Annotated in this window: 16 protein-coding genes; 14 read left to right on the top strand and 2 right to left on the bottom strand. The window is 65.1% G+C overall.

The genetic code is table 11. From position 1 onward, the window contains the following. Positions 1–202 precede the first annotated feature (202 nt). From rpoE to recO, 10 genes are all read left to right on the top strand, one after another. On the top strand, positions 203–823 hold the full coding sequence (rpoE, locus tag QRM60_RS03265; RefSeq protein ID WP_011036461.1) for an RNA polymerase sigma factor RpoE: 621 nt from the start codon (positions 203–205) through the stop codon (positions 821–823). Further along, complete coding sequence (locus QRM60_RS03260) at positions 820–1,680, top strand: sigma-E factor negative regulatory protein (RefSeq protein WP_285445597.1); 861 nt, start codon at positions 820–822, stop codon at positions 1,678–1,680. The genes rpoE and QRM60_RS03260 overlap by 4 nt, the downstream gene beginning before the upstream one ends. Positions 1,681–1,789: 109 nt before the next feature. Beyond that, entirely contained in the window at positions 1,790–3,367 is a 1,578-nt protein-coding gene (locus tag QRM60_RS03255; protein WP_285445596.1) for a DegQ family serine endoprotease, read from the top strand. A gap of 180 nt (positions 3,368–3,547) precedes the next feature. Beyond that, a complete protein-coding gene (gene lepA / locus QRM60_RS03250) occupies positions 3,548–5,338 on the top strand; it encodes a translation elongation factor 4 (protein WP_014507149.1) in 1,791 nt (596 codons plus the stop codon). Positions 5,339–5,442: 104 nt separating this feature from the next. After that, on the top strand, positions 5,443–6,243 hold the full coding sequence (gene lepB, locus QRM60_RS03245; protein ID WP_011036465.1) for a signal peptidase I: 801 nt from the start codon (positions 5,443–5,445) through the stop codon (positions 6,241–6,243). Continuing rightward, positions 6,244–6,651, top strand: coding sequence for a DUF4845 domain-containing protein (locus tag QRM60_RS03240; protein ID WP_080640134.1), 408 nt, complete (start codon positions 6,244–6,246; stop codon positions 6,649–6,651). Beyond that, positions 6,641–7,321 carry a ribonuclease III gene (gene rnc, locus QRM60_RS03235; protein WP_011036467.1) on the top strand — a complete coding sequence of 227 codons (681 nt, stop codon included), beginning with the start codon at positions 6,641–6,643 and terminating at the stop codon, positions 7,319–7,321. Before QRM60_RS03240 ends, rnc begins: the two co-directional genes overlap by 11 nt. Beyond that, a complete protein-coding gene (gene era / locus QRM60_RS03230; RefSeq protein WP_115004221.1) occupies positions 7,318–8,217 on the top strand; it encodes a GTPase Era in 900 nt (299 codons plus the stop codon). Before rnc ends, era begins: the two co-directional genes overlap by 4 nt. 26 nt (positions 8,218–8,243) lie before the next feature. Then, entirely contained in the window at positions 8,244–9,020 is a 777-nt protein-coding gene (locus QRM60_RS03225; protein ID WP_285445595.1) for a hypothetical protein, read from the top strand. Positions 9,021–9,163: 143 nt separating this feature from the next. Next, on the top strand, positions 9,164–9,889 hold the full coding sequence (gene recO, locus QRM60_RS03220) for a DNA repair protein RecO (RefSeq protein WP_057672959.1): 726 nt from the start codon (positions 9,164–9,166) through the stop codon (positions 9,887–9,889). 55 nt (positions 9,890–9,944) lie between these two features. On the opposite strand, the gene QRM60_RS03215 is transcribed toward recO, so the two are convergent. Then, entirely contained in the window at positions 9,945–10,667 is a 723-nt protein-coding gene (locus QRM60_RS03215; RefSeq protein ID WP_042599319.1) for a response regulator, read from the bottom strand. Between the two features lie 158 nt (positions 10,668–10,825). Between QRM60_RS03215 and rlmD the strand changes: the two genes are divergently transcribed. Further along, complete coding sequence (gene rlmD / locus QRM60_RS03210) at positions 10,826–12,160, top strand: 23S rRNA (uracil(1939)-C(5))-methyltransferase RlmD (RefSeq protein ID WP_285445594.1); 1,335 nt, start codon at positions 10,826–10,828, stop codon at positions 12,158–12,160. Between the two features lie 171 nt (positions 12,161–12,331). Here the strand turns inward: rlmD and QRM60_RS03205 are convergent, their stop codons facing one another. Further along, positions 12,332–12,976, bottom strand: a complete 645-nt coding sequence (locus QRM60_RS03205; protein ID WP_193589144.1) for a hypothetical protein — start codon at positions 12,974–12,976, stop codon at positions 12,332–12,334. Between the two features lie 93 nt (positions 12,977–13,069). On the opposite strand from QRM60_RS03205, the gene QRM60_RS03200 reads away from it, so the two are divergent. From QRM60_RS03200 to QRM60_RS03190, 3 genes are all read left to right on the top strand, one after another. Then, positions 13,070–13,564 (top strand): CYTH domain-containing protein, encoded by a 495-nt coding sequence (locus tag QRM60_RS03200; RefSeq protein WP_115555648.1) that lies wholly within the window; start codon positions 13,070–13,072, stop codon positions 13,562–13,564. 91 nt (positions 13,565–13,655) lie between these two features. Beyond that, entirely contained in the window at positions 13,656–14,342 is a 687-nt protein-coding gene (locus QRM60_RS03195; protein ID WP_161962609.1) for a DsbA family oxidoreductase, read from the top strand. 28 nt (positions 14,343–14,370) lie between these two features. Further along, positions 14,371–15,378, top strand: a complete 1,008-nt coding sequence (locus tag QRM60_RS03190; protein WP_115555650.1) for an FAD-dependent oxidoreductase — start codon at positions 14,371–14,373, stop codon at positions 15,376–15,378. The last annotated feature ends 57 nt before the right edge of the window (positions 15,379–15,435 follow it).

Genomic DNA, 15,435 nt, shown 5'->3' with positions numbered 1-15,435 from the left:
TTATCATCCAGAGGTTGTTTCCTTCACGTCAAATACCCATACCTGTCGCAGGACGGTGCCGGCCCAGTGCAAGGCGTCGCCAGCGACACGTCGGCGACGCTGTTTGCGGCAGCGCTGCGATCGTTTGGATCGGTAGGAACTTTTCTTTTCAATGGCGGTCTCATTGCCCGACTTCGGTGGGCAGACAGGAGTGCGGCCCGACATGGCCGAAGTCGATACACCTCAGGAGCTGGATCTGGAACTGGTCCGGCGTGTGCAGCGCGGCGAGAGCGCGGCGTTCGATGTGTTGGTGCGCAAGTACCAGCACCGGATCGTCGCCCTGATCGGGCGCTACATCGCCGACTGGAGCGAATGCCAGGACGTGGCCCAGGATACGTTTGTGCGCGCTTACCGCGCGATCAACAGTTTTCGTGGCGACGCCCAGTTCTATACGTGGCTGCACCGCATTGCCGTGAACACTGCCAAGAACCACCTGGTTGCGCACAATCGCCGCCCGCCCACCGATGACATCGACGTCAGCGACGCCGAACAATTCGATGGTGCGACCCGCTTGCGCGACACCGACACCCCGGAGCGCGAATTGATGCGACAGGAGCTGGAACAAACGGTGATGCGTGCGGTCCAAGCCTTGCCGGAAGAACTCCGGTCGGCCATCACCCTGCGCGAGGTGGAAGGGCTGAGTTACGAGGAGATCGCGCGAAAGATGGATTGCCCGATCGGAACGGTGCGCTCGCGCATCTTCCGGGCGCGCGAGGCCATCGACATCGAGCTACGGCCTCTGCTGGAGACCGAAAGCGCTACCCGTGAGCGACACCGTGTATGACCAATAACCCTGACATGTCCACCACCGACAAGTTCGAACGTCATTACCGCCAGCAGCTGTCCGCGCTGGTGGATGGCGAGCTGAGTGCCGAGGAGTCGCGCTTTTTGCTGCGGCGCTTGGCCCATGACGAAGAGTTGGCCGGCTGCCAGGAGCGCTGGCAGCTCTGCGGCGATGTGCTGCGCGGCGCGGCAATTGCCCCGGCGCCGCTGGACTTCGCCGCCAAGGTGCGCGCTGCCGTGGCCGAAGAACCGGCACCTGCCGCGGCGCCGGCGGCCCGCCCTGCTGCGCGCTGGCGTTGGGGGGGCGGTGCTGCGCTGGCGGCATCGGTCGCCGCAATCGCCTTGTTCGTGTCCCGCGAGCGGCTGCCTGAGGTGGCCGCGCCCGCGCCCGCCGAGCAGGTGTTCGCCACCACTGCACAGCTGCCCGCATCCACTCCCGCCCCACAGGCGCCGAAGGCCCCGGATGCGCCGGACGACGTGGTTGCCCTGGCGGCGGCCGTGCCCGCGGCGGCGCTGGCCTCGGCCCGGCGTGGCGCGGCGACCCGCAATCAGCAGGTCGCTCGCAGCGTGGCGGCGCGCAACCAGGAGGCACCGGCCCGGATGGTGGCCTCGGCTGCGGCCCCGGCTGCAACGCCTGCGGTCGCCTCGCCGGCGGCAGCAAACCCGTTCACGCATCCTGAAACCACGTTGCAGGCCCGCCCGTGGCCGCGTGCCGCGCTGGCGGGGTCGGGCGAAAGCCCGCTCAACGCCAGCTTCAGTCAAAGCCGGCAGGCGCCAGCGTTCTATCCGTTCGAGCCCGCCCCGCAGGCGGCCGCTGCGGCAGGCCGGGCACAGCCGGCCCCGCCACCGCAGGACTGATGTTTTCGCCGTTCCTCACCCGTTCGGCATCCATGCTCCCGTTACCGTGTCCGGCCCGTGCAATCGCTCGGGTCTGGACCCTTGTCGCCCTGCCATCGGAGGCAACCTGATGAATCACCGCATCCGCACCCAGATGTTCGGCCTGTTGGCCATGATCCTGCCGTTGGCTGCCTGCGCGCAGCAACCCGAAGCGCCAGCCAAGACCAGCGCGCCGATCGCGGCCAACCGCAGCACCACGCCGGCGCCGCAGCTGGTGGCGGGCTTGCCGGATTTCACCAATCTGGTCGAGCAGGTCGGCCCGGGCGTGGTCAATATCGAAACCACGATCACCCGCAAGGACGCCATGGCGCGCTCGCAGCGCGGCGGTCCGGGCGGGCGTGGCGGCGGCGCGATGCCCGACGACGAGCAGATGCCGGAGTTTTTCAAGCGCTTCTTCGGCCCGGATTTCCAGATGCCGGGCGGCCCGCGTCAGGGGCCGGGGCAGGGCGATGATGATGGCGGCATCGCCGGCAAGTCGATGGGGTCGGGCTTCATCATTTCCGCCGACGGCTATGTGCTGACCAATCATCACGTGGTGGATGGCGCCAGCGAGGTGACCGTCAAGCTCACCGACCGTCGCGAGTTCAAGGCCAAGGTGGTTGGCAGCGACGAGCAGTTCGACGTGGCCCTGCTCAAGATCGAGGCCAAGGGCCTGCCGACCGTGCGCATCGGCGATTCCAACACGCTCAAGCCGGGCCAGTGGGTGGTGGCGATCGGTTCGCCGTTCGGGCTGGATCATTCGGTCACCGCCGGCATCGTCAGCGCCACCGGTCGCAGCAATCCATACGCCGACCAGCGCTACGTGCCATTCATCCAGACCGACGTGGCGATCAACCAGGGCAACTCCGGTGGCCCGCTGCTCAATACCCGTGGTGAGGTGGTCGGCATCAATTCGCAGATCTTCTCCGCCTCCGGCGGCTACATGGGGATTAGCTTCGCGATCCCGATCGACCTGGCTTTCAGTGCGGCCGAGCAGATCAAGGCCACCGGCCACGTGAGCCGCGGCATGCTGGGCGTGGCCGTCGGTCCGATCGATACGCTGAAGGCGCAAGGCCTGGGCCTGCCGGATACGCGCGGCGCGCTGGTCAACGACATCCCCGCCGGCAGCCCGGCTGGCAAGGCCGGCATCGAGGTGGGTGATGTGATCCGCTCGGTCAACGGAAAGGAGATCGCGGTGGCCAGCGACCTGCCGCCGATGATCGGCCTGATGCCGCCGGGCACCAAGGTCAGCTTGAACGTGCTGCGCGACGGCAAGCCGCGCCAGGTCACCGTCACCCTGGGCACGCTGGAAAACGAGTCTGGCAGTAGCGCCCCGCGTACCGCGGCCGACGACAGCAAGCCGTCCGCGCCGGCCAGTGTGGAGCTGCTGGGCCTGCAGGTTGCGGACCTGACCGCCACCGAGCGCAGTCGCATGGGTCTGGAAGCGGGTGAGGGTGTGCACATTGCCTCGGTCACCGGCTCGGCTGCACGCAGTACCCAGCCGCCATTGGCTCCGGGCCTGGTGATCGCCCGGGTCGGCCGCACCAAGGTCGGCAGCGTTGCCGAGCTGAACCGTGCGCTGGCCAGCTACAAGAAGGGCGACGTGGTGATGCTGCTGGTCACCGATGGCAAGGCCACCAGCTATGTGGCGTTGAAGGCGGGCGGCTGAGACGCAGGGAATCGGGAGTTGGGAGTGGGGAATCGGAAACAGCGGCAGGTCATGCCGTCTGCTCTTACGATTCTCCATTCCCGATTCCCCAATCCCGGCCTGGCGGGCCAAGCCGTGCGATAATGTGGCGTTACCCTGACGACGGCACCGCCGGCGCCCACCTCAATGTCCTCTGATTCAATGCGGAACATCCGCAACTTCTCCATCATTGCCCACGTCGACCACGGGAAATCCACCCTGGCCGACCGGATCATCCAACTGTGCGGCGGACTGCAGGCGCGCGAGATGGAAGCCCAGGTGCTCGACTCCAACCCGATTGAGCGCGAACGTGGCATCACGATCAAGGCGCAGTCGGTGTCCTTGCCGTACACGGCAAAGGACGGGCAGACCTATTTCCTGAACTTCATCGACACCCCTGGGCACGTGGACTTCTCCTATGAAGTCAGCCGCTCGCTGGCGGCCTGCGAAGGTGCATTGCTGGTGGTGGACGCGGCGCAAGGCGTGGAAGCGCAGTCGGTCGCCAACTGCTACACCGCCGTGGAGCAGGGCCTGGAAGTGGTGCCGGTGCTCAACAAGATCGACCTGCCCACCGCCGATATCGAGCGGGCCAAGGCCGAAATCGAGGCGGTGATCGGCATCGACGCCGAGGATGCGGTGGCGGTCAGTGCCAAGACCGGCCTCAATATCGATCTGGTGCTCGAAGCGATCGTGCACCGGATTCCGCCGCCCAAGCCGCGCGATACCGACAAGCTGCAGGCGTTGATCATCGACTCGTGGTTCGACAACTACTTAGGTGTGGTGTCGCTGGTGCGCGTGATGCAGGGCGAGATCAAGCCGGGCAGCAAGATCCAGGTGATGTCCACCGGCCGTACACATCTGGTCGACAAGGTCGGCGTGTTCACCCCCAAGCGCAAGGAGCTGGCGTCACTGGGCGCCGGCGAAGTGGGCTGGATCAATGCCTCGATCAAGGACGTGCACGGCGCGCCGGTCGGCGACACCCTCACCCTGGCGGCCGACCCGGCGCCGCACGCATTGCCCGGTTTTCAGGAAATGCAGCCGCGCGTGTTCGCCGGCTTGTTTCCGGTCGATGCCGAGGACTACCCGGATCTGCGCGAAGCGCTGGACAAGCTGCGTCTGAACGATGCCGCGTTGCGCTTCGAGCCGGAAAGCTCCGAGGCGATGGGCTTCGGATTCCGCTGCGGCTTCCTAGGCATGCTGCACATGGAAATCGTGCAGGAACGGCTGGAGCGCGAGTACAACCTCAATCTGATTTCGACCGCGCCGACGGTGGTCTATGAGGTGCTCAAGACCGACGGCACCATCATCCCGATGGACAATCCGTCCAAGCTGCCGCCGCTCAACCACGTGGAAGAGATCCGCGAGCCGATCATCCGCGCCAATATCCTCACCCCGCCCGATTACGTCGGCAACATCATCACTCTGTGCGAAGAAAAGCGCGGCAGCCAGATCGGCATCAACTACCTGGGCAGCCAGGTGCAGATCAGCTACGAGCTGCCGATGGCCGAAGTGGTGCTGGACTTCTTCGACAAGCTCAAGTCGGTCAGCCGCGGCTATGCCTCGCTGGACTATCACTTCCTGCGCTTCCAGGTCGGCCCGTTCGTGCGCGTGGACACGCTGATCAACGGCGACAAGGTCGATGCGCTGAGCATCATCGTGCACCGCAGCTACGCCGATCGGCGCGGCCGCGAGCTGTGCGAAAAGATGAAGGAGCTGATCCCGCGGCAGATGTTCGACGTGGCAATTCAAGCCGCCGTCGGCTCGCAGATTATCTCGCGTTCTACGGTCAAGGCGATGCGCAAGAACGTGTTGGCCAAATGCTATGGTGGCGACGTTTCGCGCAAGAAAAAGCTGCTGGAAAAGCAGAAAGAAGGCAAGAAGCGCATGAAGCAGGTCGGCCGCGTGGAGATTCCGCAGGAGGCCTTCCTGGCCGTTCTGCAGATGGATAAGTAGCTGGGATTTGGGATGCGTGATTCGGGATTGGCAACGACGCGCCAGCCCTGAGCTTTTGCGAATCCCTAATCTCCAATCCCGAATCCTGTTCCGAAGGAACCCGAATGAAATGGTTTGAAATCGCCCTGGTTGTTTTGACACTGGGCACCGGCTTCATCTGGCTGCTGGACAAGCTGTTCCTGGCCAAGCGCCGCGCGGCGCGCGCCGGTCTGCTGGACAGCGAGCCGGCGATCATCGACTACTCGCGTGCGTTCTTTCCGGTGCTGGCGGTGGTGCTGATCCTGCGCAGCTTCGTGGCCGAGCCGTACAAGATTCCGTCCAGCTCGATGATGCCCAATCTGCTCATCGGCGATTTCATCCTGGTCAACAAGTTCGCTTACGGCTTCCGTTTGCCGATCACCAACACCAAGTTCATCCCGACCGGTGAACCCAAGCGCGGCGACGTGGTGGTGTTCAAGCCGCCGCATGCGCCGGACCAGAACTGGATCAAGCGCGTGGTCGGCCTGCCGGGCGACAAGATCGGCTTCCACGGCGACACGCTGTACATCAACGACAAGCCGATGCGCTACACCGTCAAGGGCGAGTACATCGGCAAGGGCAAGGGCGCCGAGATGACCGGTACCACGCTGCTGGTGGAAGACCTGCCCGGGCGGACCCACACCGTGCTGGAGTGGGTAGACCGCAACATGCCGGCTGGCCAGGGTGACTGGACGGTGCCGGCAGACAGCTATTTCGTGATGGGGGACAATCGCGACAATAGCGAGGACAGCCGATTCTGGACGCAGACGCACTTCCTGCCGGAGGCCAATCTTCGCGGCAAGGCGTTCCTGATCTGGCTCAATTGTGAAGGGTGGTTCTGCAAGGGGAGTTTCGATCCATCGCGGATCGGGACTGGAATCCAGTAAATGCACGCGGTGCGTGCCGGGGGACACACAATGAAGCGCAAGCAAAGCGGTATGACGTTGACGTCGTTCGTGGTGGTGCTGGCGGTGGTGGGGTTTGCGTTGTATCTGGGGATGAAGTTGTTCCCGATGTATCAGGAATATTACGCAGTCCGTACGTCGATGAAGGGACTTGCGAATGAAGCGGGCAGTGCCGACATGGACCCGTCCAAATTGCAGGACATGTTCTTCAAGCGGCTCGATATCAACTCCTCCGAGAGCGTCAAGCCAGGGAACGTCAAGTTCGAGCGCATCGAAGGCGGCTGGCGGATGAAGGTCAATTACGAAGTGCGGCGTGAGCTGGTCGGCAATCTCGATGTTGTCGGCAAGTTCGACACCGAGCAGGATCTGACGAGGCGTGGTGTCGAATAGAACTTTCCAGCGCGGTGATCCGATCGGGCATGCGTTTGCCGATCCGGGTCTGCTCGCCCAGGCGCTGCGTCATCGCAGCGCCGGGACGCCGCATAACGAGCGTCTGGAATTCCTTGGCGATGGCATCGTCAATCTGCTGATCGCCGAGGCGTTGTATCAGCGCTGGCCCAAGGCCGATGAAGGCGCCTTGACCCGCGCGCGCGCCGAGCTGGTGCGCGAAGGCGCGCTGGCTGTCATCGGCCGCACCCTCAACCTGGGCGAGCGCTTGACGCTGGGCCCGGGCGAATTGAAATCCGGCGGGCATCGCCGCGATTCGATCCTGGCCGACGCGGTCGAAGCGATCGTTGCGGCGATCTATCTGGACTGCGGGTTCGAGCGTTGCCGCGCGGTGGTGCTGCCCTGGTTCGAGCCGTCGCTGGCCGCGCTGCCGGTCGGCAAGGCCGAGAAAGATCCCAAGACCCGGCTGCAGGAATGGCTGCAGGCACGGCAATTGCCATTGCCGCAGTACGCCCTGATCAGCGAAAGCGGCGACGAACACGCCAAGCAGTTCCATGTCGCCTGCATCCTTGAGCAGCCAGCCGCCCGTGCCGAGGGGCAGGGCACGTCTCGTCGGCTTGCCGAGCAACAGGCCGCAGCCACCGTCATCGCACAACTGGATTCGAACACGTGAGCGAAACCTCTCCCCACCGCAGCGGCAGCGTTGCCGTGATCGGCCGTCCCAATGTCGGCAAGTCCACCCTGACCAATGCGCTGGTTGGCGCCAAGGTCAGCATCGTCTCCAATCGGCCGCAGACCACGCGCCACCGTCTGTTGGGCATTGCCACCTTCCCGGAAGGCCAGCTGATGCTGGTCGATACACCCGGACTGCACCGCGAGCAGAAGCGCGCGATGAACCGGGTGATGAATCGCGCCGCACGCGGTTCGCTGGAAGGCGTGGATGCCGCGGTGCTGGTGATCGAGGCAGGCCGCTGGGACGAAGAAGACACCCTGGCATTCCGCGTGCTCAGCGATGCGGACGTGCCGGTGGTGCTGGTGGTCAATAAAGTGGACCGGCTCAAGGACAAGACCGCGCTGTTCCCGTTCTTGGCGCAGGTCAGCGAAGGGCGCACGTTCGCCGCCGTGCATCCGGTCTCGGCGCTCAAGCGCAAGGGCCTGGAGGCGTTGGTGAGCGACCTGCTCAAGCTGGTGCCCGAAGCCGAGGCGATGTACGGCGAAGACGAAATCACCGATCGCAGCCAGCGTTTTCTGGCCGGCGAACTGGTGCGCGAGCAGCTGATGCGCCAACTGGGCGAAGAACTGCCGTATGCCACCACCGTGGAGATCGAACGCTTTGCCGAGGACGGTGCGCTGCTGCGCATCGGCGCGGTGATCTGGGTCGAGCGCGAGGGCCAGAAGGCCATCGTGATCGGCAAGGGCGGCACTCGCCTGAAAGACATCGGCGGCAAGGCGCGCCTGCAGATGGAGCGCTTGTTCGGTGCCAAGGTGTTCCTGGAAACCTGGGTGCGCGTGCGCGAAGGCTGGTCGGATGACGAGGGCGCGCTTAAGGCATTCGGGTACGGCGACTAATCTTTGAATCAACAGGGAGGTGCACGATGTGGCTGAAGAAAGCGAGCTTTAGTGGACTGAGGTTTTTTGGCGTCGTCAGGATGGTGGCTAGCGTGCTGGTGCTTGGGTTGCTGCCCTTTGCAGTGAATGCTCAGACTTTCCCATGCTCGAACACTCCCGGACCGGGCGAGCGAATGGTGGGGACGGCACCTGGTGGTCCCGGTCTTGCACCTACACCGCTATGCGTGCGTGATGGTGCTGCCTCGACAGGCGCGGCGCAGCCAGAATATGACCCGCTCAAGGCACGCGCGACCGCTGCCCTGGGTATGGCGCAGATGCTCTTGAGCGAGAAAGCCAAGCTTGCGAGTGATCCGAATTATCAGCGTTTTCGCAAGGGCTTCTGGCAGCACTTCGACCCTAGTGCCGACGCGAAGCCTGGCGATAATTGCGTTGCTGCCTACGGTAATCTGCAAGGTATCGTGACCCTGGCCGGCCCTGCAGGCGACTACCGCCGCGCGTTGATGTCGTTCACCGGCCCCGGATTGCCGCGACCCAAGAAAGACGGCTTGATCAAGGTGGGCCTGGACGGTGGCGATGGAAAGCCGACAACCGTGCGTGCATTTCACTATCTCACTCCGGGTACTGAATTGGTCACGATCGCCTTCGCGGTCCCCAGCGCCGAGGCAATGCTGGGCGGGATAGACGACACGGCGCATTACAGATTACTCATCGACAACAAGCAGGTGTTCGAAATCGAGTGGCACGACGGCCATCAAGCCAGAGATGAATTGAGGCGGTGTATTTCCGCAGGCAGCGCTTCGTAACCGATTGCATCGCTGCATGCGCCCTGTCTGTCGTCCTGGGGAACGTACGAAAGATGCAGCAAGGAGCATTGGCAACTGCACTGCCGGACACATGATGAGCGCATGGCCTGGGCTGGAAGGGCGCAGGTGAGCGCTTGTCTGAAATGCTGATCGAACACGAGCGCGGCTTTGTCCTGCACGTACGCGCGTGGCGCGAGACCAGCTTGCTGGTGGAAGTGCTGACCGAGCAGCACGGGCGCGTGGGATTGCTGGCGCGGGGCGTGCACGGGCCACGCAAGCAGGCGTTGCGCGCTGCGCTGCAGCCGCTGCAATTGATCCAGTTCACCGCGGTGCAGCGCGGCGAGTTGGCGCAGCTGCGCCAGGCCGAGGCCATCGATACCGCGCCGCGGTTGCTTGGCGAAGCGATGCTGGCGGGTTTCTATATCAGCGAACTGTTGCTGCGGCTTGCACCGCGCCATGCGCCGGTGCCGGAGCTGTTCGACTGCTATGCGCAGGCGCGTGCGCACCTGGCTTCCGGTGCCGCGCTGGCATGGGGATTGCGGCAGTTCGAGCGCGACGTGCTCGACGGGCTGGGGTTCGGCTTTGATCTGCAACACGACAGTGACGGCCAGCCGATCGATCCGGCCGCCCGTTACCGGCTCGATCCGCAGGACGGCGCGCGGCGGGTATTGAGCGAGCGGCTGGCGCAGGATCGCCGCGAGACCGTGACTGGTGCGGCGTTGCTGGCGCTGGGCGAGGACCGGGTACCGGCCACCGAGGATATGCCGGGGCTGCGCCGCAGCATGCGCGGAGTCTTGCTGCACCACCTGAGCGGGCGCGGACTCAAGTCCTGGGAGATGCTGGAAGAATTGGCGCGACGCGGCGCGTAGATGGCGTTGCGCCCGGTCGATGCCCGGGGGTGCCCCGGAGATGCCGGCCAGCGGTTCAGTGCAGCAGCGCGGCCACTGCGGCATGGAACTGGTTCTGTGCAATGCGCGACTGCGGATCGCCACGCAGCAACCGCACTGCGCCAGCAAGCCGGGCGGCACCGACAAACCCGCAGCTGGCCTGTAGCCGGTGCAAGTGATTGCGCAGCGCCAGCTCGTCGCTGACCAGCAGCGCCGAATTTACGGCGTCGCGGGTGCCAGGCAGCTCTGCCAGGAACAATTCGCGCAAGGCATTGAGGTGGTGCTGCTGGCCGTTGAGCGCACTCAGTGCGGCGGCCTCGTCCCAGTCGCTGGCGGCGATATCCACCACGCCCACCGGGGCCACGCTGTAGCGACCACGTGCCAGGCCACGGCGTACCGCCTGCAGCAGCCGTTCGGAGGTCAGCGGCTTGACCAGCATTTCCAGAAAGCCGTCCGATTGCAGCCCGCGTTGCATGGCCGCGTTGCCGTCGGCGGTATGCGCCAGGGCGGGGACATCCGGGTGCAGCAGGCGCAGGGCGCGCAACAGGTCGCTGCCGGTGCCGTCTGGGAGGTTGACGTCGATCAGCCACAGGTCATGGCGGCGCGCGCGCGCGCGGTCCAGTGCCGAAGACAAGGAGTCGGCCCAGTCGACCTGGGCGGGCAGGCTTTCGAGCACGGCCTGCAGAAAGCCACGGCTGATCGGGTCGTCCTCGACCAACAGAACGCGCGGCTGGGGTTCCTGACGTGTTGCCATGTTCATGCTGCCTCCTTGTCAGCGTGCCGCGTACTGCGTGTAGCGCGAGCTCCCGAAGTGTGCCCTGGTTTGCGGGGCACGACAATTGCTCGCACCCGTATGGCGACCGGCGGCAATCGCATCTGCGACAATACGCACCCTTTTTGCCCGCAGCTTGTCGCCACGTGGCCAGATCCAGAAACCGTTTCGACCGTACCCCGTTCCAGACCGCGATCACCGACCTGAGCCATGACGGCCGCGGTGTGGCGCGCCGCGATGGCGAGGGCGGCAAGGTCACCTTCATCAGTGGCGCGCTGCCGGGTGAGGTCGTGACCGCCGAGCCCACCGCACGCAGCCGCCATTTCGATGAGGCCAAAACGGTGGAAGTGCTGCAGGCATCGCCGCAGCGGGTGGCGCCGCGCTGCCCGCATTTTGGTGTGTGCGCCGGTTGCGTGCTGCAGCATCTGGAAGAATCGCAGCAGATCGTGGCCAAGCAGCGCGTGCTGATGGACAACCTGGAGCGCATCGGCCACGTCACGCCGCAGACGGTGCTGCCGGCCCTGGTGGGCGATACCTGGGGCTATCGCCGCAAGGGCCGCTTTTCGGTGCGCCGGGTCGAGAAGAAGGACAAGACCCTGGTTGGCTTTCGCGAACTGGACCCGCGCTTCGTGGCCGACCTGTCGGTCTGCTACACGGTGATTCCGCAGATTGGCGAGAAGATTCCGCAGCTGGCGGCGCTGGTCGAAGGCATGGACGGCAAGCGCGACATTCCGCAGATTGAATTCATTGCCGGTGACGATGCCGTGGCGCTGACCATCCGCCACCTGCAGCCGCTCAGCACGCGTGACGAGCAGGCCTTGGTGGAGTTCGCCCAGGCGCACGATTTTGCGATCTTCCTGCAGCCTGGCGGCGTGGACAGTGTGCATCCGTTGTGGCCGCAAGAGGTGCCCTTGTCGTTCCGGTTGCCGCAATGGGATGTGGAGCTTGCGTTTCGTCCGTTGGACTTCATCCAGGTCAATGCTTCGCTCAATCAGAAGATGATTGCCCACGCCTTGACATTGCTCGATGCCAAGCCCGATGACCGGGTACTGGACCTGTTCTGTGGTCTGGGCAATTTCACCCTGCCGCTGGCGCGTACCGTGCGCGAAGTCGTCGGTGTGGAGGGCGACGCCGGGTTGGTGGCGCGCGCACGCGAGAATGCACAGCGCAACGGGCTGGACAATGCGCAGTTCTACGCAGCGGACCTCACACAAGATCAGCGGCAGACTACGTGGATGCGCCAGGGCTTCGACAAGCTATTGCTCGATCCGCCGCGCTCCGGCGCCATCGACGTGTTGCAGCAGCTGCCGCTGAAGCAGTTCAAGCGCATCGTCTATGTGAGCTGCCACCCAGGGTCATTGGCACGCGATGCGGGCTACCTGGTGAACGAGCAGGGCTTCAGCCTGCTCAGTGCCGGTGCGATGGACATGTTCCCGCACACCGCCCATGTGGAAAGCATCGCGGTGTTTGAGACGCGCTAGCGCGAGGCTTGCGCGTTTGCGTCACGCGTCACGTGTGCTGATCCGAAGCGTACCTGCACTGGCAGCTGATGCTGCACACATCCCGGTCGGGATGTGTGTGGGCCATTCCACGCACGCACCCAGTGATGGCGAGCGCGTCGGAACTACTGCAGCGAGGCGCGTACGCCGCAGTCAGTCGGTGTGCGGGGTGGCGTTCTGCCACTGCCCATCGACCAGGGCGAACTGCATCTGCAATTCGCCGCGCTCGTTGGCAGCACTGGCCTGGACAGTGCAGGCAACCACCGGTGCGTGCTCGGAGACGGCGCAGCGCTCCACCGCAAGGACCTGCGCCGTGCTGACCGCCTGTTCGAGACTCTTGCGCACAGCTGCATTGCGTTCGGTCACCAGCTTCTTGGAAAAATCTTCCCGTAGCAGCACCTGCACGCGCGCGTTGTCGGGCACCGGTGCGGCGACTTCCATCTCGGTGTCGCTGTGCTGCAACTGCCAGCCGTTGGCGGTTGGCAGGAATCGCAGTGCCATGTGCTTTTCGCTGGGTCCGGCCTGTCCGGTGACGAGGCAATCGACTGCGCCTGGGGTCGTCTGCTCCGCGGCGGGCAGGCAGCCAATTAGAGCCGTCAAACGTGGGCGAAACAGCTCACCCATCACGTCATCGCCCTGGTCGGGGTTGCCTGCCGCGTCCTTCTGCATCGCTGTGTCCAGCGCGGCTTGGGCCTGTGCGAGCGAGGGCGCTGCGGCCGCGGCGCTGGCACCGCTGGCGGCGAGCAGCAGTGCTGTGGCAAGAACGATCTGCGGTGTGTAACGGCGACGGCCTGTCATGGCGTGCATCCTTTCATTGGGGGCGCGGAGTGTAGGTGGGTGGCTCCCACAATAGCCAGGCATTTTTCCGCGCGGCCGGCCATACTTGCCTTCATGGGTATCGAAATCGAACGCAAATTTCTGGTGACCGGCGACGGCTGGCGTACCGCCACGCATGCGGTCATCCCGATGGCGCAGGGCTATATCAACGACCAGGCGTCGCTGCGCAGTGGTGCGCAGAATGCCTCGGTGCGTGTGCGCCTCCAGGGCGATGCGGCATTCCTCAACCTCAAGTCGCGCGAGCTCGGGCATACCCGTCAGGAGTTCGAATATCCGATTCCGCTCGACGATGCGCGCGCGTTGCTCGCGTTGTGTGTGGGTGGGCTGATCGACAAGCGCCGGCATCTGGTTGAGTACGCCGGGCATGTGTGGGAAGTGGACGAATTCCTGGGTGACAACGCCGGGCTGGTGGTGGCGGAGGTCGAGCTGGAGCACGCCGAAGAAGCGCTGCAATTGCCAGACTGGATCGGCGCGGAAGTCACCGACGATGCGCGCTACTACAACCTGGCGTTGGCATCGCAGCCATTTTCGCAGTGGTCGGTACGCTGAGTTCCACCGGCCGCAAGGCGCGGGGGATCTGTTCGCGCGGCGCAGCGTCTATGCTGCAACCTAACTCAACCATGCGATACACACACCCGTCATGAGAATCGATATCTGGTCCGATGTGGTGTGCCCGTGGTGCTGGATCGGCAAACGCCGCTTCGAGCAGGCCGTTGCCACGCTTGGTGAGCGCTTGCCGGCGCTGGAAATCCACTACCACGCCTTCCAGCTGGATCCAGACAGTGGCCTGCAGCCGGTACCCTTGCGCGAGGCCTTGCTGCCGAAGTTCGGCAGCGCCGAACGCACCGAGCAATTGCTGGCGCAGACTCAGCAAACCGCGCGCGCCGAAGGTCTGCCGTTTGATTTTTCGCGTGGGCAGGTACAGGTCACCACCTTGCCCGCGCACCGGCTGATCTGGTTGGCGGCGTGCGAAGGTGATGTCGAGCCGGTGATCGAAGCGCTGTTCCATGCGCACTTTGCCGAAGGCAAGAATCTTGCGGCGGCCGACACCTTGATCGCTGCCGGTGCGGCTGGCGGGTTGGCGCCGGCACGCGTGCAGGCGCTGCTGGCGTCCGACGAGGGCAGTGCGCAGGTCCAGGCGCAGCTGCAGCAGGCCGCGCAGATCGGTATCCGCGCGGTGCCCAGTTTTGTCATCGATGGGCGCAGCCTGCTCCAGGGTGCGCAACCGGCCGATGTCATGGCACAGGCGTTGCTGCAATTGGCCGCCGAATCCGCGTCGGCCGCCGCAACCGGCGATGCCTGCGGCCCGGACGGTTGCGCGATCTGATGCGCGCGGCCGCGGTCGCCACAGCCTGATGCGCGGGCCCCGCACGCGGCGCACGGTGGCGGTGATCGGTGCCGGGCTGGCCGGCCTGCGCTGCGCCAGCGTGCTGCAGGCGGCCGGCTACGCCGTCACGGTCTTCGAGCAGGCACCGGCGCCAGGTGGACGCATGCGCGCACTTGCAGGCCAGCAGTGGCACTGCGATCACGGGGCGCAGTACTTCACTGCGCGTGATCCGGACTTCATGGCGGCGGTAAGGGCGTGGATAGCAAATGACTGTGCTGCGCCATGGCCTGCGCGTCTGGCCAGTTGGGATGGCACCACCCTGCAGCCCTCGCGTGGCACGCTGCAACGCTTTGTCGGAGTGCCGGATATGGCGGCGCCGGCGCGTGCGCTGGCGGTTGGGTTGGACCTGCGTACAAAAACGCGCATCGATGCGCTGCAACGCACCGAACACGGCTGGGCACTGAGAGGTGCTGGTCTGCCAGAAGCCGTGCATACCGAACTGCTGGTGCTGGCGCTGCCCGCGCCGCAGGCCGCTGCGTTGCTGGAGACGGCTGCGAGCGATCTGGCGCGCATTGCTGCCCGCGTCCGCATGCAACCGGCCTGGGCCTTGGTGGCACGTTTTACGGCGCCGGTGGAGGCGGGTTACGACGGGTTGTTCGTCAATGCCGGCCCACTGCGCTGGATCGCCCGCAATTCCAGCAAGCCTGGCCGTGTCGGTGCGGAGACTTGGCTGCTGCACGCCACCGCGCTGTGGAGCCACGCCCATTGGGATGCCACGCCAGCAGAGGTGATCGACCAGCTGCTGCCGGAATTACCGGCGCTCGGCTTACCCGCGCCGCTGGCGTGTGAGGCCTTCTTCTGGGAAGCGGCCAGTACCGAATCCCCGGCCGTGGCCGATGCGTGCGTGTGGGATGCAGCATCGGCGGCAGGGCTGTGCGGCGATTGGTTGGTAGGCGGCAAGGTCGAGGGCGCCTGGCGTAGCGGAACCGCGCTGGCGCAACGCATCTGCGCGTATGACGCAGGCGGTCGCGACTGAATCCATCGGCTGCCACTGCGCGTATTGCAGGGAAGAGGTTTGGGAGCACAGCCGCAT

This window comes from Xanthomonas sp. fls2-241-TYG-148, from assembly GCF_030208815.1.
Lineage (GTDB): Bacteria > Pseudomonadota > Gammaproteobacteria > Xanthomonadales > Xanthomonadaceae > Xanthomonas > Xanthomonas campestris.
Note: the sequence above shows the minus strand (reverse complement) of the source record. Positions and strands in the feature narration are given on the sequence as shown.